Genomic DNA, 17,904 nt, shown 5'->3' with positions numbered 1-17,904 from the left:
CGGCATGCGGACGCACTCCGCCTCCGGCATACGGACTGGTACGTGGGTCGCCTCGACGGGCCGGGGCGGTCAGGATCCGGACGGCCCGGGGCCCGCTCCCGTGTCCGTTCCCGCGGAGCCGCCGCTGCGCAGCCGCGCGACGTAGGCGGCGGCCTGGGTGCGCCGCTGCATCCCGAGCTTGGCGAGCAGGGAGGAGACGTAGTTCTTGACCGTCTTCTCGGCGAGGTGCAGCCGGTCGCCGATCTGCCGGTTGGTGAGGCCCTCGCCGATGAGGTCGAGGATCCGCTTCTCCTGGTCGGTCAGATCGGCGAGGCGGCCCTCCTGGCGTTCCCCGCCGCCGCGCAGCCGCTCCAGGACGCGCGCGGTGGCGACCGGGTCCAGCAGCGACCGGCCCCGTGCGACGTCCCGTACGGCGCCGACCAGGTCGCTGGCGCGGATGTCCTTGAGCACGTAGCCCGACGCGCCCGCCATGATCGCGTCGAAGAGGGCCTCGTCGTCCGCGTAGGAGGTGAGCATCAGGCACGCGACCCCCGGCTGGGAGGAGCGGATCTCCCGGCACACCTCGACCCCGCTGCCGTCCGGCAGCCGGACGTCCAGCACCGCCACGTCGGGGCGCACGGCGGGGATCCGGGCCAGCGCCTCGGCGGCCGTGCCGGCCTCGCCGACGACCTCGATCCCGTCCTCGGCGGCGAGGAGCTCGTGCACCCCGCGCCGGACGACTTCATGGTCGTCCAGTAGGAAAACCGTGATACCCGACTTTTCGGTCACAAGTTCAGCGTTGCACACGCGACCCGCGCCGACCTCTTACGAAGAATCGATCCTCGGGATACCGTGCCGTTGTCCCGGTGGCCTGCGAGAACGCCCATTTACTAGGAAATCCAAACAAAACCGCAGGTAGAACACCCTTCGCGCGAAAGCGGAAGGTGTGGGTAACGTTCACTTCGCAGGGCCTCCCGCCGGGTCCACCAACACTCCCGGCTCGGCCGTGCCGCACACACCCCGTGCGCCGCGACGAGTCGGGCAGGAGCCGCACTGGCCGCCGGCGGATCCCGGGGGCCGGACAGACGGAGGAGCAAGCGTGAGCGTGAAAAGCACTGCCGCGAAGCCCCGTACGCCCCGTACGGGCACGCGCGGTGGAGCGAAGCGCCGTGAGGGCGAGCCGGAGCTGGTACAGCTCCTGACCCCCGAGGGCGAGCGCGTCCAGCACAGTGAGTACTCCATCGACCTGAGCCCCGAAGAGCTGCGCGGTCTGTACCGGGACATGGTCCTGACCCGCCGCTTCGACGCGGAGGCGACCTCCCTGCAGCGGCAGGGTGAGCTGGGTCTGTGGGCGTCGCTGCTGGGCCAGGAGGCCGCACAGATCGGCTCGGGTCGGGCCACCAGGCCGGACGACTACGTCTTCCCCACCTACCGCGAGCACGGCGTCGCCTGGTGCCGCGGAGTGGACCCGGTCAACCTGCTCGGGATGTTCCGCGGGGTGAACCACGGCGGCTGGGACCCGAACGAGAACAACTTCCAGCTGTACACGATCGTGATCGGCTCCCAGACGCTGCACGCGACCGGCTACGCCATGGGCATCAGCAAGGACGGCGCGGACTCGGCCGTCATCGCCTACTTCGGCGACGGTGCCTCCAGCCAGGGCGACGTCGCGGAGGCCTTCACCTTCGCCGCCGTCTACAACGCTCCCGTGGTCTTCTTCTGCCAGAACAACCAGTGGGCGATCTCCGAGCCCACCGAGAAGCAGAGCCGCGTCCCGATCTACCAGCGCGCCGCCGGCTTCGGCTTCCCCGGCGTGCGGGTCGACGGCAACGACGTCCTCGCGGTCCTCGCGGTCACCCGCGCCGCCCTGGAGCACGCCCGCTCCGGCCAGGGCCCGATGCTCGTCGAGGCCTTCACCTACCGCATGGGCGCCCACACCACGTCCGACGACCCCACCCGCTACCGCCTCGACGAGGAGCGCGAGCAGTGGGAGCACAAGGACCCGATCCTGCGGCTGCGCACCTACCTGGAGAAGGACGGCATCGCCGACGAGGCCTTCTTCGCCGGCGTCGAGGCGGAGAGCGAGACGCTCGGCAAGCGGGTCCGCGAGGCCGTGCGCGCCATGCCCGACCCCGACCCGATGTCGATCTTCGAGAACATCTACGCCGACGGGCACGCGCTCGTCGACGAGGAGCGCGCCCAGTTCGCCGAGTACCAGGCGTCGTTCACGGACAGCACGGAGGGCCACTGACCATGGCAACGATGACCATCGCCAAGGCCCTCAACGAGGCGCTGCGCAAGTCCCTGGAGACCGACCCCAAGGTCGTCCTCATGGGTGAGGACATCGGCAAGCTCGGCGGCGTCTTCCGGATCACCGACGGCCTGCACAAGGACTTCGGCGAGCAGCGGGTGATCGACACCCCGCTCGCGGAGTCCGGCATCGTCGGCACCGCGATCGGCCTGGCCCTGCGCGGCTACCGGCCCGTCGTGGAGATCCAGTTCGACGGCTTCGTCTTCCCCGCGTACGACCAGATCGTCACCCAGCTCGCCAAGATGCACGCGCGCGCCCTGGGCAAGATCAAGCTCCCGGTCGTCATCCGCATCCCCTACGGCGGCGGCATCGGCGCCGTCGAGCACCACAGCGAGTCGCCCGAGGCGTACTTCGCGCACACCGCAGGACTCAAGGTCGTCTCCCCGTCGACCCCGCAGGACGCCTACTGGATGCTGCAGCAGGCGATCGACTCCGACGACCCGGTGATCTTCCTCGAGCCCAAGCGCCGCTACTGGGACAAGGGCGAGGTCGACACCGAGGGCATCCCCGCCCCGCTCCACAAGGCCCGCACGGCCCTGGAGGGCACCGACCTCACCCTGGCCGCGTACGGCCCCATGGTGAAGGTCTGCCTGGAGGCGGCCGCCGCGGCCGCCGAGGAGGGCCGTAGCCTGGAGGTCGTGGACCTGCGGTCGCTGTCCCCGCTGGACTTCGACGCCGTCCAGGCGTCGGTGGAGAAGACCCGCCGCCTGGTCGTCGTGCACGAGGCGCCGGTGCAGCTCGGCATGGGCGCGGAGATCGCGGCCCGCATCACCGAGCGGTGCTTCTACCACCTCGAGGCGCCCGTGCTGCGGGTCGGCGGCTTCCACGCCCCGTACCCGCCGGCCCGGGTGGAGGAGGAGTACCTGCCCGGCCTGGACCGGGTGCTGGACGCCGTCGACCGCTCGCTGGCGTTCTGAGGAGAGGGTTGTGACGACAGTGGCAGCACCGCAGCGCTTCCGTGAGTTCAAGATGCCGGACGTCGGCGAGGGACTCACCGAGGCCGAGATCCTCAAGTGGTACGTCAAGCCCGGCGACACCGTCACCGACGGCCAGGTGGTCTGCGAGGTGGAGACCGCCAAGGCCGCGGTCGAGCTTCCGATCCCGTTCGACGGGGTGGTGCACGAACTGCGCTTCCCCGAGGGCGAGACCGTCGACGTCGGCACCGTGATCATCACCGTCGACACCGGTGAGGGCGACGCCGGCGAAGCGGCCGCCGAGGCCGCCCCGGAGCCGGCCGCCGCGGCCCCCGCCGCGGAGCCGGAGCAGAAGCGGCAGCCCGTGCTGGTCGGTTACGGCGTCGCCGCCTCGTCGACCAAGCGCCGGCCCCGCAAGCAGGCCGCCGTACCGGCGCAGACCGGTGCCCTGCAGGCCGTCCAGGGCGAGCTGAACGGCCACGCCCCGGCCGCTGTGGCCCCGGCCCCGGCGGCCCCCGCCGCCTTCGCCCCCGCCGAGGTGCGCCCGCTGGCCAAGCCGCCGGTGCGCAAGCTCGCCAAGGACCTGGGCGTGGACCTGGCCGCGGTCGCCCCGACCGGGCCGCAGGGCACGATCACCCGCGAGGACGTCCAGAGGGCGGTGGCCCCCGCCGCCGCGCCGGCCACCCCCGCGCAGGTGCCCGCCGCCGCGCAGGCGGTACCGGCTCCGACCGCCCCGGCCCTCGCGGCCGGTGCGCGGGAGACCCGCGTCCCGATCAAGGGCGTTCGCAAGGCCACGGCCGCGGCCATGGTCGCCAGCGCCTTCACCGCGCCGCACGTGACCGAGTTCGTCACCTTCGACATCACCCGGACCATGCGGCTCGTCCAGGAGCTGAAGACCGACCCGGCCTTCGCCGGGCTCAAGGTCAGCCCGCTGCTGCTGGTCGCCAAGGCGCTGCTGGTCGCGGTCCGCCGCAACCCGGAGATCAACGCCGCCTGGGACGAGGCCAACCAGGAGATCGTCCACAAGGGCTACGTCAACCTGGGCATCGCCGCCGCGACCCCGCGCGGGCTGATCGTCCCCAACATCAAGGACGCCCAGGCCAAGACCCTGCCCGAACTGGCGTCCGCCCTCGGTGACCTCGTCGCCACGGCCCGTGAGGGCAAGACCTCGCCGGCCGACATGCAGGGCGGCACGGTCACCATCACCAACGTCGGCGTCTTCGGCGTCGACACGGGCACGCCCATCCTCAACCCCGGGGAGTCCGCGATCCTCGCCTTCGGCGCGGTCAAGGAGATGCCCTGGGTCCACAAGGGCAAGGTCAAGCCCCGCCAGGTCACCACGCTCGCGCTCTCCTTCGACCACCGCCTGGTCGACGGCGAGCTCGGCTCCAGGTTCCTCGCCGACGTCGCGGCGGTCCTGGAGTACCCGAAGCGCCTGATCACCTGGGCCTGAGCCGCCCGGACACGACGAAGGGAAGGGCCCGGACATTTGTGCGTCCGGGCCCTTCCCGCGCGTGTCGCCCCCACCCGGGCGGCGATCTGTGACGTCATACGGCCATGGCGGTATCCATCTCCGTGGTCCTGCTCCTGATCGTGATCACGCTCATCCTGCTCAGGGCGAAGTCGCTGAAGGTCTCCCACGCGGTCCTGTGCGTCCTCCTCGGCTTCTGCCTCGCCAGTTCCAGCCTCGCCCCCACCATCCACTCCGGCCTCGTCGCCACCACGGACGCCGTGAGCGACCTGCGCCCCTGAGCTCCGGCGGCGCCGGCGGACGGGAGGGCCCGGGCAAGCGGCTGCCCGGGCCCTTCCGCCGTCGAGCCGGACCCCGGCCCGGCTACTGCGGGAACGCGGCCCGCAGCGGGATCAACCGGGCGGAGGCCGCGGTGATGCCCTTCGTGCCGCCGGGCAGGACGTGCACGGCGCCCGCGCGCGTGACGGTGCCGAATATCTCCCCGGGCACACCGGCCGCGAGGTCCGGGCAGCCGTCGTGGTTCGTGCCCGCGTCCGCGCCCCCGAGCTCGTCGGCAACGGCGGCTGGATCAACACCGGCGGTCAGGACCTCACCGTTGTCGACCTGCGGGGCACATGCGTCATTCTCGACTTCTGGGCGTCCATAAGGGAGTAACGATCCTAGGATGTCCGAATGCACCATCACACGTTGGCCGACCTCTACCTCCGGCTCTCGCTCGACCGGGACGGGAAGACGGCCATCGAGCGCCAGGAGGCCGACTGCCGAGCTTGGGCCGTACGGAACGGCCTCGAAGTCCGCAAGGTCCACATCGACCGGGGCGTGTCCGGCTACAAGAAGGTCGAGCGCAGGGGGTTCGAAGCCGCCCTAGCCGCCGTGACCTCCGGCGTCGTCGGAACGCTGATCGTTTGGAAGCTCGACCGACTCTCGCGCAAAGGCATGGCTGAGGTCGGCAACGCCCTCGAAGCCATCACCGCCGCCAAGGGCCGCCTCGTGTCCGTCATGGATGGGATGGACACCTCTAATGACAGCGCCCGGCTCGTCATCGCGATGCTGTCCGAGCTCGCATACACGGAGTCGAAGAATCTCGGCACTCGCGTCGGTCACGCCAAGCAGTACCTCCGTGCACGCGGGCAGTGGGTCGGCGGACAGCCGCCGTTCGGCCTCCTGATCGAACCCGCCACCAAGAAGCTTGTCCACGACCCCGAGGACGCCGTCTACGCCCGGCTCATCGCCGACGAAGCCCTCGACGGCAAGCCCATGGCGAAGATCGCCCGACTGCTCAACGAGCACGAAATCTTGTCCCCGCGTGGTGGCCAGTGGAACGCGGCTACGGTCATGCATCTGCTGCGATCGCCCGCGTTCGCCGGGCTCATGCCGGAGACGATCAAGAACAAAGAGACCGGCCGCTACACGTCCAAGGTCGTCCCGTACCGGCACCCCGACACCGGCGACGTCGTCGAGGTCGGCGAAGGCATCATCACGGTCGCCGAACGGGAGAAGATCATCGCTCAGCTGGAGTCGCGTACGTTCCAGTACGCCGGTCGCCGACACCCGAAGCCGATCGGTACAGCTCTGCTGACGTCCATCGCTCGCTGCGCGCACGACGGCTGTGGCAAGGCCATGGCTATCTCGGGGAACTCGTACCGGTGCCTCGGCGCGCTGCAAGGCAACACATGCCCCGGTGCGTCAGCGATGGCGATCCGTGTCGACGAGTACGTGACCTTCCAGTTCCTCGCTCGGCTGCCGATGTTGGAGCTGGGAGACCCGCTGCTGGACGCCGTCGCGGATCGATGGATACACAAGGCCGACCCGGCACTGTTCGCGCAGCGAGACGCGATAACCGCCGAACTTGCCGACGCCGAAGCACGCATGGGCGACCTGGAAGACGCGCGCTACGTTCGCGGCGAGTTCACTGGCGCCGAAGCGATCGAGCGGTACAGCCGGCTCGCTGACCGGCTGCGTGGTCGCATCGACGGGCTGCGGTACGACCTCGCCAAGCTGCCGACGCCGGAGGCCGACATTTCCCCTCTCCTCGACGGCGAGTTGCTGGCGGAGGCGTGGGAAGCCGCCGAGGTGCTGGAGCGGCGCGAGCTGCTGAAGCTTGCCATCGACCGCGTCGAGGTCACCAAGGGCCGACACGGTGCGCGGTTCGTCGCTGAAGACCGCGTCCGGATCGTGTGGGCGGGGAGCAGCGAATAGCGCCACCGCTGACGGCGGACGGGCGGTGTCTCGGGCGGATGGACCCCGGGGCGCCGCCCGCGTCGTTTACACGCCCAGCAGTGAACGCGGGGATGCGCCGGACGGGGCGGCCCGCCGGGCGGCGCGGAACGGACACGGATATGGCGAAGAGTGACGTAGACCCGAGTTCCCGCTCATCACCCTGTCCGACCGTGGGCTCGACCTGTGGGAACCCAGGCCGTCGCGTGGGACGCGGCCCGGCTTGAGTGGGAGGTCGCGTCGTACGTCCGCGTCCTGGCTCGCGCCGAGCAACCGCAGTCGTCCTCGATGCTGTGGGCGCAGGTGAAGCAGGTCGGCGAGTCGCTGGGGCTCACGGCGTCGGGCATGGCCCGGAACCGATGGGTGATCGGCGAGGTCGAGGCCGACGACAAGCCGGCTCGCCCGCGTCCCGCTGGTGTGGCGTCCATAACCGATCGCGTTGGGGCGGTTGGCCTTGACTGCCCCCGCACACGGCGTGAGCACCTCGTCGCCGCTGCCGTAGCGGATGCCCGGGTGCTTGGCTCAGTCGTCGGCCGCGACGACGAGAGTGATCTGCCCAGCCGAGCGGTCGATGAGCACGAACTCGTGGAAGTACTCGTGCACACGTCCCCAGTCGTGAATCGCCTCATCACCGAGCTCGCTGAGGTAGTAGATGCCATCGGCTGCAGTCAGGCGGTCGAACACCTCCCGCTGCAGATCTGCCTCCAACTTGGTGGGCGAGTCCCGGAGCGGCTCCACCCACTCCCACAGGATCTGTACGGCCTTCTCCTGGCTCACGGGCTCGTAGAGGTCGGGAGTGATCAACCGCAACCAATACGGACCGTGCCGGGGCCCATCCGGCAGTACTCCACCACCTGCATAGTCGTCCCGGAACTGCTCATGCCCAATCAGTGCGGCAAGCAGCTCTCTATCGGCCAGGGACTTCGCAGAGAAGCGGAGCTGCTTGATGTCGACCCACCGAAACCCGTGCTCCTTCGGAGCCGGCACGTAGTGTCGAAAGTTGATGAAGGCGGTTCCCTCGTGAACGAGCCCGTTGTCCATGGCGCCAGCCTAGAAGGCAGCCAAGGGGACACCGCCGACCCACCGGGCGGGCCCTGGACCTCTACGCCCTCCGCGCATTCGCCCGGCGAGCGCGATGTATTCGCTGTCGCCGTTGCGCTCATCGCCGTGAATACGGTCGCGCATGTGATCGCATCTGGGCTGCTTCCGGTGTCCGTGCCGGTGGTCGTGGCCGTGTCGGCGATCGCCCCGTTGGTCCTGTGGCGGGTCCACGCGCTCACGACCCACAGCGGCCCCGAGGACGCGTCAACGGCGGATGTACCGGCGGGACGACACCGGCCTCGATCCGTGCGCCCGTTCAGCGGCCAGCAGTGCCCGCACCCGTACCGGCCGACCCGCAGCCGGCTCGCCCGCGCATCCCGCGCGATCACCAGGGTCGGATGCACCGTGCCTGCGGGTCGTGACAGTTGATGCCCATCGACGAAGCCACCTCGGCCGCGTGGGCGGACGCCTCCTCCGCCATGCTCCAGCGCATCGGGAAGCGGACCGGTTGACCACGGCGATATGTCGCCTTCATCCTCGGTGAGATCGGGCCATTGTTCCAAGAGTGCGGCGACATAGGCCGCGATTTGCTTGGTCGGAGGGACGTCGGGAGATCGCTCGGAGCAGCGTCTGATCACCGACCCCGGCACCACGACAGAGCGGAGCCGGTGGACTGCGGAGGGGAACCGATGAACACGAAGCGCCAGCACCGAACGATGGGCAAGGGCGCCGCTGTGCACGTCGTCCCGGCGTCCGGTTGGACCGTTTGCGACAAGCAGGGCGTGTACGGGAGCTGGTCGCCACCGGTGCCACGTGAGCACAACTTCCACCCGACCCACCGCGACGCGTGGACCGCTCGCCGGCGCCCGCAGGACTGGTGCGGTGGGTGCGCCGTGATCGTGGCGGGCGACGACGCCTGACGGGCCCACTTGAACGCGAACGCCCCCGCCCTCAGGTGGGGGCGTTTCACGTTCACGTGGCGGTCGGCGATGCTGGACGAATGACGAAGCGCGTACGCGTCCGGGCCCCTGAGCTGGTCGGCAAGGGCGGCTGGATCAACACCGGCGGGAAGAACCTCACCTTGGCGGACCTCCGAGGTCGTCTAGTGGTGGTAGATTTTTGGACCTTCTGCTGCATCAACTGCCTGCACGTCCTGGACGAGCTGCGTGAGCTGGAGGAGAAGCACCGCGACACCGTGGTGATCGTCGGCGTGCACTCGCCGAAGTTCGTGCACGAGGCGGAGCACGAGTCCGTCGTCGACGCCGTGGAGCGGTACGGGGTGCACCACCCGGTGCTGGACGATCCGGAGCTCACGACGTGGAAGCAGTACGCCGTGCGGGCGTGGCCCACGCTGACCGTGATCGACCCGGAGGGGTACGTCGTCGCCCAGCACTCCGGGGAGGGGCACGCGCACGCGCTGGAGGTGCTGGTCACCGAGCTGGAGGCCGAGCACGCGGCGAAGGGGACGCTGCGCCGCGGGGACGGGCCGTACGTGGCGCCGGAGCCGGTGGCGACGGACCTGCGGTTCCCGGGGAAGGCGCTGCGGCTGCCGTCGGGGAACCTGCTGGTGTCGGACTCGACCCGGCACCAGCTGGTGGAGATGGAGCCGGACGGGGAGACCGTCGTACGGCGGATCGGCGGCCCGGGGGACTTCAACGAGCCGCAGGGGCTCGCGCTGCTGCCGGACGGCACCGTGGTCGTCGCGGACACCGTGGGCCACCGGCTGCGGACGTTCGACCCGGCGAGCGGGGCTCTTGAGACGGTGGCCGGCACCGGGAAGCAGTGGTGGCAGGGGTCGGCGACCTCGGGCCCGGCGCTCGGGACCGACCTGTCGTCGCCATGGGACGTGGCGTGGTGGGACGGCAGGGTGTGGATCGCCATGGCGGGCGTCCACCAGCTGTGGGCGTACGACCCGGCGGACGGGACGGTCGCCGTGGTGGCCGGAACCACCAACGAGGGGCTGGTCGACGGGCCGGCGGATCAGGCGTGGTTCGCGCAACCGTCGGGTCTGGCGGCCGCCGGGGAGCGGCTGTGGGTCGCGGACTCCGAGACCAGCGCGCTGCGCTGGGTGGAGCGGGCCGGGGACGGCGCGGGGTACGTGGTGCGCACCGCCGTCGGCACGGGGCTGTTCGACTTCGGTCACCGTGACGGGGCCGCGGAGCAGGCGCTGCTGCAGCATCCGCTGGGGGTGACGGCCCTGCCGGACGGGTCGGTCGCGGTCAGCGACACGTACAACCACGCGCTGCGCCGCTTCGACCCGGCGACCGGTGAGGTCGGCACGCTCGCCACGGACCTGCGGGAGCCGTCGGGCGCGGTGCTGGACGGCGGGGAGATCGTGGTGGTGGAGTCCGCCCGGCACCGGCTGACGCGGCTGCGCCTGCCGGAGGACGCGGTGCGGGTCGAGGGCGCGGCGCACCGCACGCAGCGGCCCGCGACCGACGTGGCGCCGGGGCCGCTGCGGCTGGACGTGGTGTTCTCCGCCCCGGCCGGCCAGAAGCTCGACGAGCGCTACGGCCCGTCGACGCGGCTGCTGGTCGGCGCGACGCCTCCGGAGCTGCTGCTGGAGGGGGCCGGCAAGGGCACGGACCTCTTCCGCGACGTCGTCCTGAACGGGGACGTCGGCGAGGGGGTGCTCCATGTGTCGGCGATGGCCGCGTCGTGCGACGACGACCCGGACAACGAGTTCCCGGCCTGCCATGTGCACCAGCAGGACTGGGGTGTCCCCGTCCGGCTGACGGCCGAGGGGGACACCCGGCTCGTCCTGGTGCTCGCCGGGATGGACGCCTGACGCGTCCGCACGTCCGTCACACGTGCGGGTAGTTGCGGGCTCGTTCGTCCATCACCGGCATCGGCTCCACGACGCGGCGCTTCTTGAAGATGCTGATGTACGCGGCCAGGCCGATGACGCCGACCGCCATCATGATCAGGCCGACCAGGTCCAGATTGACGCCGGCCATGTGCCAGTCGGTCGCGAAGGTGAGGATGGCCCCCACCGCGATCAGGCCGATGCAACCGCCGATGCCCATGATGTCCGCCTCCGAACTGGGTTGGGTCTACGGACTCGTAGAACTCGTGTACCCGGGGGCGGGAATCTCATGACCGTCGGATGCCGGTGAAGTCCGCTCGCGGTGGGCGGACTTCACCGGGTGGGGCGTGGCTCAGCCCTCCAGGAACGCCTTCAGGGCGCCGGCCAGCAGGAACGGGTCGTCCGCGCCGCACAGTTCGCGCGCGGAGTGCATCGAGAGGATCGGCACGCCGACGTCCACGGTCGTGATGCCGTGCCGGGCGGCGGTGATGGGGCCGATGGTGGTGCCGCAGGGCATGGCGTTGTTGGAGACGAAGGACTGCCAGGGCACCCCGGCCCGCTCGCAGGCGGCGGCGAAGATGCCGCGGCCGGTGCCGTCGGTGGCGTAGCGCTGGCTGACGTTGACCTTGAGGATCGGGCCGCCGTTGGGCATCGGGCGGTGCGTCGGGTCGTGCTTCTCCGCGTAGTTGGGGTGGACGGCGTGGCCGGTGTCGGCGGAGGCGCACACGGTGCCGGCGAAGGCGCGGGCGCGGTCCTCGTAGCTGCCGCCCCGGGCGAAGACGGAGCGCTCCAGGACGTTGCCGAGGAGCGGGCCGAGGGCGCCGGTGTCGGACTCGCTGCCGGTCTCCTCGTGGTCGAAGGCGGCCAGCACGGGGATGCAGGGCAGGTCGGCCCCGGCGACGGCGGCCAGGGCCGCGGTGCCGGCGTGCACCGAGAGCAGGTTGTCGAGCCGGCCGGCGGCCAGGAACTCGCGGTCGCGGCCGAGGTAGGCGGGCGGCTGGACGTCGTGGGTCATCAGGTCCCAGCCGACGACGTCGGCGGCGGCCACGCCGCCCTCCTCCGCGAGGAACGCGATCAGGTCGCCCTCCTTGACCTCGCCGAGGCCCCAGACGGGCTGCATGTGGCGCTGCTTGTCGAGCTTGAGACCGTTGTCGTTGACACCGCGGTCGAGGTGGACGGCGAGCTGCGGCACCCGCAGCAGCGGCCGGTCGACGTTGACCAGCGTCGTCGTCCCGTCGCGCAGCACCAGCCGGCCGGACAGGCCCAGGTCGCGGTCGAGCCAGGTGTTGAGGAGGGCGCCGCCGTAGATCTCGACGGCGATCTGGCGCCATCCGAAGGAGCCGGAGTCGGGACGCGGCTTGACGCGCAGGTTGGTGGAGTCGGTGTGCGCGCCGACCACCCGGAAGGGGGTGGCGGGGCCGGCGCCCTCGGGCACGTACCAGGCGATGATCGCGCCGCCCCGCAGCACGTACCTGCCGCCCGCCTCGGCGCCCCACGCCTCGGTCTCCGCCACCTGCTGGAATCCGGCCTTCTCCAGACGCTCGGCGGCGCTCGCGACCGCGTGGTACTGCGACGGGCTGGCGGTCAGGAAAGCTGCGAGGTCGTCGGTGTGGCCGCGGCCGAAGTGGGGCTGAGGGTTCATGCTTCAAGCATAAGGACGCGCGACGGCCCGCTCCTCGTGGGAGGAGCGGGCCGTCGTCGCCTTACCGGTCCCGGCCGGAACCGGTCAGTGCCGGGTCAGAACGCCTCTTCCGGCAGGTCCATGACGTCGAGGGTGACGCCGTCGGCGACGGACCGCGCGACGGACACCTGGGGCAGGACCTCGGCGGCGAAGTGCCGCGCGGCGGCGATCTTGCCGGTGTAGAAGGCGGTGTCCTTGGCGGAGGCGCCGGCGGCCAGCTTCGCGGCGGCGACGGCCGCGCCCTTGAGCAGCAGGTAGCCGACGACCACGTCGCCGGACGCCATCAGCAGGCGGGTGGTGTTCAGGCCCACCTTGTAGATGTTCTTGACGTCCTGCTCGGTGGCGGCGAGGTCGCTCAGCATCTTGCCGACGATGGCCTCCAGGTCCACGGCGGCCTTGGCGAGCTGCTCGCGGGCCGCGGAGAGCTCCTCGCCACCGGTGGCCTCGGCGAGGAACTTCTTGATCTCCTCGGAGAGGGCGGTGAGCGCGGTGCCCTGGTTGCGGACGATCTTCCGGAAGAAGTAGTCCTGGCCCTGGATCGCGGTGGTGCCCTCGTAGAGGGTGTCGATCTTGGCGTCGCGGATGTACTGCTCGATCGGGTACTCCTGCAGGAAGCCGGAGCCGCCGAAGATCTGCAGGGACTGGGCGAGCTGCTCGTAGCCCCGCTCGGAGCCGTAGCCCTTGACGATCGGCAGGAGCAGGTCGTTGAGCGCCTCGAGGCCCTTCTCCTCCTCGCCGGACGCCTCGGCCGCGGCGATCGCGTCCTGGACGGAGGCGGTGTAGAGGACTAGGGCGCGCATGCCCTCGGCGTAGGCCTTCTGCGTCAGCAGGGAGCGGCGCACGTCGGGGTGGTGGGTGATGGTGACCTTGGGCGCGGACTTGTCCATGAACTGCGCGAGGTCCGGGCCCTGCACGCGCTCCTTGGCGTACTCCAGCGCGTTGAGGTAGCCGGTGGAGAGGGTGGAGATCGCCTTCGTGCCGACCATCATGCGGGCGAACTCGATGATGCGGAACATCTGGCGGATGCCGTCGTGCTTGTCGCCGATGAGCCAGCCCTTGGCGGGGTGCTTGTCGCCGAAGGTCATCTCGCAGGTGTTGGAGGCCTTCAGGCCCATCTTGTGCTCGACGTTGGTGGCGTAGACGCCGTTGCGCTCGCCCAGCTCGCCGGTCTCGAAGTCGAAGAGGTACTTGGGGACGAGGAAGAGGGACAGGCCCTTGGTGCCGGGGCCGGCGCCCTCGGGGCGGGCGAGGACGTAGTGGAGGATGTTCTCCTCCATGTCGTGCTCGCCGGAGGTGATGAAGCGCTTCACGCCCTCGATGTGCCAGGAGCCGTCCTCCTGCTCGACGGCCTTGGCGCGGCCGGCGCCCACGTCCGAGCCGGCGTCCGGCTCGGTGAGGACCATGGTGGAGCCCCAGGTCTTCTCGACCGCGATGCCGGCGATCTTCTTCTGGACCTCGTTGCCCTCCTCGAAGAGGATGCGGGCGAAGGCCGGGCCGGAGGAGTACATCCACAGGGCCGGGTTGGAGCCGAGGATCAGCTCCGCGTACGACCAGATCAGGGACGGCGGGGCGGTGGTGCCGCCGATGCCCTCGGGCAGGCCCAGGCGCCAGTACTCGGAGGCCATGAAGGCCTTGTAGCTCTTCTTGAAGGAGTCCGGCACCGGGGCGGTGTTGGTCGACGGGTCGAAGACCGGCGGGTTGCGGTCGGCGTCCGCGAAGGAGTCGGCGAGCTCGTTCTCCGCCAGGCGCGCGACCTCGGACAGGATGTCCTTGGCGGTCTCGACGTCCATGTCGGCGAACGGGCCGGTCCCGTACAGCGTGTCGCGTCCGAGGACCTCGAAGAGGTTGAACTCGATGTCGCGAAGGTTTGACTTGTAGTGGCCCATGGCGACGGCTCCGTCGGGGTCGGTCGGACGGCGGGAAGGGTGCCAGTCCTCGCAGCTTTATCACTTACCGATCGGTAATGATGCTACCCGTCGGTAATAAAAACAACCCCTAACCGGCCGGATGTGACGGAGGACCTTCGACTTCTGGAGGAACATCCGGCTCCCGGTGCCGGAGTTCGTCCAGGGCCCCGAAGGCGGCGGCGGCGATCGGCACCGCGAGCAGCATCCCGAGGATGCCCGCCAGGCTCGCCCCCGCGGTGATCGCCAGCAGTACCAGCGCGGGGTGCATGTGCACCGTGCGGCTCTGCACGATCGGCTGCAGCACGTGCCCCTCCAGCACCTGCACCGCCAGCACCACCCCCAGGGCCCACAGGCCGATCACCCAGCCCCGGTCGGCGAGGGCGACGAGCACCGCCACCGCGCCGGAGATGAACGCCCCCAGGTACGGGATGTAGGCGCCGACGAAGACCAGCGCGGCCAGGCCCGCCGCCCCCGGCACCCGCAGGATCAGCAGGCCGATGCCGATGAGCACGGCGTCGATCAGCGCGATCACGGTCGTGCCCCGCATGAAGCCCTGGACCGCGGCGAAGGCGCGGTGGGCGATCCGCTCCAGCAGCGGACCGGTGCCGTCCGGGGCTGCCTCGCGCAGCAGTGCCGGGAAGCGGGCGCCGTCACGCAGGAAGAAGAAGGTCAGCAGCAGCGCCAGCACGGCGGTGGCGATGAGCTGCCCCACGATGCTGATCCCGGACACCACCCCCGAGGCGGCGCGGGCGCCGTACTTGGTGGCGAAGGCCTTGAGGCTGTCGATGGTGTCGTTCAGCGAGGTCCCCGACGCGCCCAGGCGCGGCAGCAGTTTCCGGGCCGCCTCCTTGAGCGAGGCCACGATCTCGTCCCCGGTCTCCAGCAGGCTGTGGACGACGACGAACCCCACGCCCGCCACGAAGACCACCAGCGCCACGCAGGTCAGTGCCGCGGCCGCCGACCGCTGCACCTTGACGGCCCGCATCCGCCGGTAGAGGGGGCCCAGCAGGGCGCTGCCCAGCAGGGCCAGCAGTACGGGCGTGACCACCGCCGCGAAGGTGACGACGAGCCAGACCGCGAGCGCGCCCACGCCGGCCACCAGCAGCACGACGGCGCACCACGCGGCCGTCCGTCGCGCGGAGGCCGGCAGAAGGGGCGCGTCCACCTGCCCAGCGGATCACGGGGTCCCCGTTGTCCGCATGCCGGAAAAGGCGAACGGGTGGCCCGTGGCGGTCGGATACGATATTGACGGTCCGTAGAGGAATTCCTCACCCACAGTAGCGACTTGGGAGCAGCCGGCAATGGCTCGACACCTCATCACCAGCGCCCTTCCGTACATCAACGGGATCAAGCACCTGGGCAACATGGTGGGGTCCATGCTCCCGGCCGACGTCTACTCCCGGTACCTGCGCCAGCGCGGCCAGGAGGTCCTCTACATCTGCGCCACCGACGAGCACGGCACCCCGGCCGAGCTCGCCGCGCAGGAGGCCGGGCTGCCGGTCGCCGAGTTCTGTGCGCAGCAGCACGACGCGCAGAAGGCGGTCTACGACGGCTTCGCGCTCTCCTTCGACTACTTCGGCCGCAGCTCCTCGCCGCAGAACGTCGAGATCACCCAGGCCATCGCGCGCGAGCTGAAGCAGAACGGCTTCATCGAGGAGCGCGCCATCCGCCAGGTGTACTCCCTGGACGACGAGCGCTTCCTGCCCGACCGCTACATCGTCGGCACCTGCCCGCACTGCGGCTACGACAAGGCCCGCGGCGACCAGTGCGAGAACTGCACCCGCGTCCTGGACCCGACCGACCTGATCGACCCGCGCTCCGCGATCAGCGGCAGCAGCCGACTCGAGGTCCGCGAGACCAAGCACCTCTTCCTGCTCCAGTCCAAGCTCTCCCACGAGGTCGAGGCCTGGGTCGACGAGCACGGCAAGGACTGGCCGACGCTCGCCTCCTCCATCGCCCGCAAGTGGCTGACCGAGGGCCTGCAGGACCGCGCCATCACCCGCGACCTGGACTGGGGCGTGCCGGTGCCGGCCGACACCTGGCCGGAGCTGGCGGCCGAGGGCAAGGTCTTCTACGTCTGGTTCGACGCCCCGATCGAGTACATCGGCGCCACCAAGGAGTGGTCCGACGCCGCGCCCGAGGGCGAGGAGCGCGACTGGCGCTCGTGGTGGTACGACGTCGACACCGACGTCCGCTACACCGAGTTCATGGCCAAGGACAACGTCCCCTTCCACACCGTGATGTTCCCGGCCACCCTGCTGGGCACCCGCGACAAGTGGAAGAAGGTCGACTTCGTCAAGGCCTTCAACTGGCTGAACTACTACGGCGGCAAGTTCTCCACCTCGCAGCGGCGCGGCATCTTCACCGACGCCGCCCTGGAGATCCTGCCCGCCGACTACTGGCGCTACTTCCTGATCGCGAACGCGCCCGAGTCCGACGACACGTCCTTCACCTGGGAGCACTTCGCGGCCTCGGTCAACAAGGACCTCGCCGACACCCTCGGCAACTTCGTCAACCGTGTGCTGTCCTTCTCCCGCAAGCGCTTCGGTGACGAGGTGCCCGCGGGCAAGGAGGCCGGGGAGGCCGAGCAGCGCCTCGGCGAGCAGATCGCCGAGCTCCTCGCGGAGTACGAGCGGCACATGGAGGACCTGCAGTTCCGCAAGGCGGCGCAGGCACTGCGCGCCCTGTGGAGCGCCGGCAACTCCTATCTGGAGGAGAAGGCGCCCTGGCTGGAGATCAAGACGGACGCCGACGGCGCCGCCCTGACCCTGCGCACGGCCATGAACCTGATCCACCTCTACGCGGTCGTCTCCGAGCCCTTCATCCCGGCCACGGCCGCCGCCATGCGCGGTGCCTTCGCCCTGACGGACGACACCGCCGTCTGGGTGGCCCCCGAGGAGGCCCGCGCCCTGGCCGCCGTCCCGGCGGGCACGGCCTTCACCGTCCCGCCGGTGCTCTTCGCGAAGATCACCGAGGAGGACCTGGAGTCCTACCGGGAGCGTTTCGGCGGGGAGCCGGAGGCCGCCTGATGTCCGCCACGGCCAGGGACAGGTCCCCGCTGGTGCTGATCCTCGCGGTGGGCCTGACCCTGGTGCTGGTGGTGGCCGGGGTGATCCTCGCGGTCTCGCTGACCGGCTCGGGCGACCGCCGCTCCGGCGCCGCCCCGGGACCGGACGGCGCGTGCCGCGGCAGCAACGTCACGCTGGAGAAGGCCGCGGGGCGCTTCGGCCTGCGGCTGCCGGACGACCCGCAGGACGTGCACTACCTCGCGCAGGGCGGCGGGCTGTCCGGTCAGCACGACCTCCAACTGCGCTTCCGCACCACGGCCGCGGGCCTGAAGCAGTTCCTCTCCGCGTCCGGCTTCGGCCCGCTCGGCCCCGACGTCCAGGCACTACGTGTGGGCGAGCCCCCCGCCGACCCCTGCCGCCGCGCCGCCGGCGGCCTCGCGCACGCCCGCTACGCCGGCGACCACGTGCCCGCCGCCGCGGGCCGCGGCGCCTACAACCGCGGCGTCGCCGTCGACGACAGCGACCCGGCCCACCCGGTGGTCGCGCTCGTCGCCCTGGACGGCTGAGCG

Annotated in this window: 17 protein-coding genes; 10 read left to right on the top strand and 7 right to left on the bottom strand. The window is 70.7% G+C overall.

Translation table 11 applies throughout. The features are described 5' to 3' along the window. Positions 1 to 69 precede the first annotated feature (69 nt). Complete coding sequence (locus CHF15_RS32735) at positions 70 to 768, bottom strand: response regulator (RefSeq protein WP_089227525.1); 699 nt, start codon at positions 766 to 768, stop codon at positions 70 to 72. A gap of 310 nt (positions 769 to 1,078) precedes the next feature. Here CHF15_RS32735 and pdhA point away from each other — a divergent pair, with 310 nt between their 5' ends. From pdhA to CHF15_RS32715, 4 genes are all read left to right on the top strand, one after another. Continuing rightward, positions 1,079 to 2,230 (top strand): pyruvate dehydrogenase (acetyl-transferring) E1 component subunit alpha, encoded by a 1,152-nt coding sequence (gene pdhA, locus CHF15_RS32730; RefSeq protein WP_089227524.1) that lies wholly within the window; start codon positions 1,079 to 1,081, stop codon positions 2,228 to 2,230. Positions 2,231 to 2,232: 2 nt separating this feature from the next. Further along, positions 2,233 to 3,207, top strand: coding sequence for an alpha-ketoacid dehydrogenase subunit beta (locus tag CHF15_RS32725; RefSeq protein ID WP_089227523.1), 975 nt, complete (start codon positions 2,233 to 2,235; stop codon positions 3,205 to 3,207). A 52-nt stretch (positions 3,208 to 3,259) separates the two neighbouring features. Continuing rightward, positions 3,260 to 4,657, top strand: coding sequence for a dihydrolipoamide acetyltransferase family protein (locus CHF15_RS32720; RefSeq protein ID WP_089227581.1), 1,398 nt, complete (start codon positions 3,260 to 3,262; stop codon positions 4,655 to 4,657). A gap of 104 nt (positions 4,658 to 4,761) precedes the next feature. Then, complete coding sequence (locus CHF15_RS32715) at positions 4,762 to 4,956, top strand: hypothetical protein (protein ID WP_089227522.1); 195 nt, start codon at positions 4,762 to 4,764, stop codon at positions 4,954 to 4,956. 82 nt (positions 4,957 to 5,038) lie between these two features. Here the strand turns inward: CHF15_RS32715 and CHF15_RS45520 are convergent, their stop codons facing one another. Continuing rightward, complete coding sequence (locus CHF15_RS45520; RefSeq protein WP_220093349.1) at positions 5,039 to 5,164, bottom strand: hypothetical protein; 126 nt, start codon at positions 5,162 to 5,164, stop codon at positions 5,039 to 5,041. A 27-nt stretch (positions 5,165 to 5,191) separates the two neighbouring features. Here CHF15_RS45520 and CHF15_RS45515 point away from each other — a divergent pair, with 27 nt between their 5' ends. Next, positions 5,192 to 5,329, top strand: a complete 138-nt coding sequence (locus tag CHF15_RS45515; RefSeq protein ID WP_220093348.1) for a thioredoxin domain-containing protein — start codon at positions 5,192 to 5,194, stop codon at positions 5,327 to 5,329. Between the two features lie 33 nt (positions 5,330 to 5,362). Beyond that, positions 5,363 to 6,874, top strand: coding sequence for a recombinase family protein (locus tag CHF15_RS32705; protein ID WP_179280073.1), 1,512 nt, complete (start codon positions 5,363 to 5,365; stop codon positions 6,872 to 6,874). Positions 6,875 to 7,414: 540 nt separating this feature from the next. Here CHF15_RS32705 and CHF15_RS32700 read toward each other — a convergent pair. After that, on the bottom strand, positions 7,415 to 7,933 hold the full coding sequence (locus tag CHF15_RS32700) for a hypothetical protein (RefSeq protein ID WP_089227519.1): 519 nt from the start codon (positions 7,931 to 7,933) through the stop codon (positions 7,415 to 7,417). 689 nt (positions 7,934 to 8,622) lie between these two features. Here CHF15_RS32700 and CHF15_RS32690 point away from each other — a divergent pair. Then, a complete protein-coding gene (locus CHF15_RS32690) occupies positions 8,623 to 8,853 on the top strand; it encodes a hypothetical protein (protein WP_089227518.1) in 231 nt (76 codons plus the stop codon). Between the two features lie 80 nt (positions 8,854 to 8,933). Further along, positions 8,934 to 10,721 carry an NHL domain-containing thioredoxin family protein gene (locus CHF15_RS32685; RefSeq protein WP_089227517.1) on the top strand — a complete coding sequence of 596 codons (1,788 nt, stop codon included), beginning with the start codon at positions 8,934 to 8,936 and terminating at the stop codon, positions 10,719 to 10,721. A 16-nt stretch (positions 10,722 to 10,737) separates the two neighbouring features. Here CHF15_RS32685 and CHF15_RS32680 read toward each other — a convergent pair whose 3' ends face one another. The 4 genes from CHF15_RS32680 to CHF15_RS32665 form a co-directional block, all read right to left on the bottom strand. Continuing rightward, positions 10,738 to 10,959, bottom strand: coding sequence for a hypothetical protein (locus CHF15_RS32680; RefSeq protein WP_018559143.1), 222 nt, complete (start codon positions 10,957 to 10,959; stop codon positions 10,738 to 10,740). A gap of 132 nt (positions 10,960 to 11,091) precedes the next feature. Beyond that, positions 11,092 to 12,381 carry a M18 family aminopeptidase gene (locus CHF15_RS32675; protein WP_089227516.1) on the bottom strand — a complete coding sequence of 430 codons (1,290 nt, stop codon included), beginning with the start codon at positions 12,379 to 12,381 and terminating at the stop codon, positions 11,092 to 11,094. Positions 12,382 to 12,476: 95 nt separating this feature from the next. Then, positions 12,477 to 14,306: an acyl-CoA dehydrogenase gene (locus tag CHF15_RS32670; protein WP_089227515.1), complete on the bottom strand. Its 1,830-nt coding sequence runs from the start codon at positions 14,304 to 14,306 to the stop codon at positions 12,477 to 12,479. A gap of 109 nt (positions 14,307 to 14,415) precedes the next feature. Then, the gene (locus CHF15_RS32665) at positions 14,416 to 15,492 is read right to left on the bottom strand and encodes an AI-2E family transporter (protein ID WP_089227514.1); all 1,077 of its coding nucleotides are present in this window, start codon (positions 15,490 to 15,492) and stop codon (positions 14,416 to 14,418) included. Positions 15,493 to 15,628: 136 nt separating this feature from the next. Between CHF15_RS32665 and metG the strand changes: the two genes are divergently transcribed. Further along, positions 15,629 to 17,356: a methionine--tRNA ligase gene (metG, locus tag CHF15_RS32660; protein WP_089227513.1), complete on the top strand. Its 1,728-nt coding sequence runs from the start codon at positions 15,629 to 15,631 to the stop codon at positions 17,354 to 17,356. After that, the gene (locus CHF15_RS32655; protein ID WP_089227512.1) at positions 17,356 to 17,901 is read left to right on the top strand and encodes a hypothetical protein; all 546 of its coding nucleotides are present in this window, start codon (positions 17,356 to 17,358) and stop codon (positions 17,899 to 17,901) included. Before metG ends, CHF15_RS32655 begins: the two co-directional genes overlap by 1 nt. Positions 17,902 to 17,904: the final 3 nt, after the last annotated feature.

Origin of the sequence: Actinacidiphila glaucinigra, from assembly GCF_900188405.1 — a bacterium.
In the GTDB taxonomy this organism is placed as follows: Bacteria; Actinomycetota; Actinomycetes; order Streptomycetales; family Streptomycetaceae; genus Actinacidiphila; species Actinacidiphila glaucinigra.
This window is presented reverse-complemented; position numbering and strand designations above follow the sequence as displayed.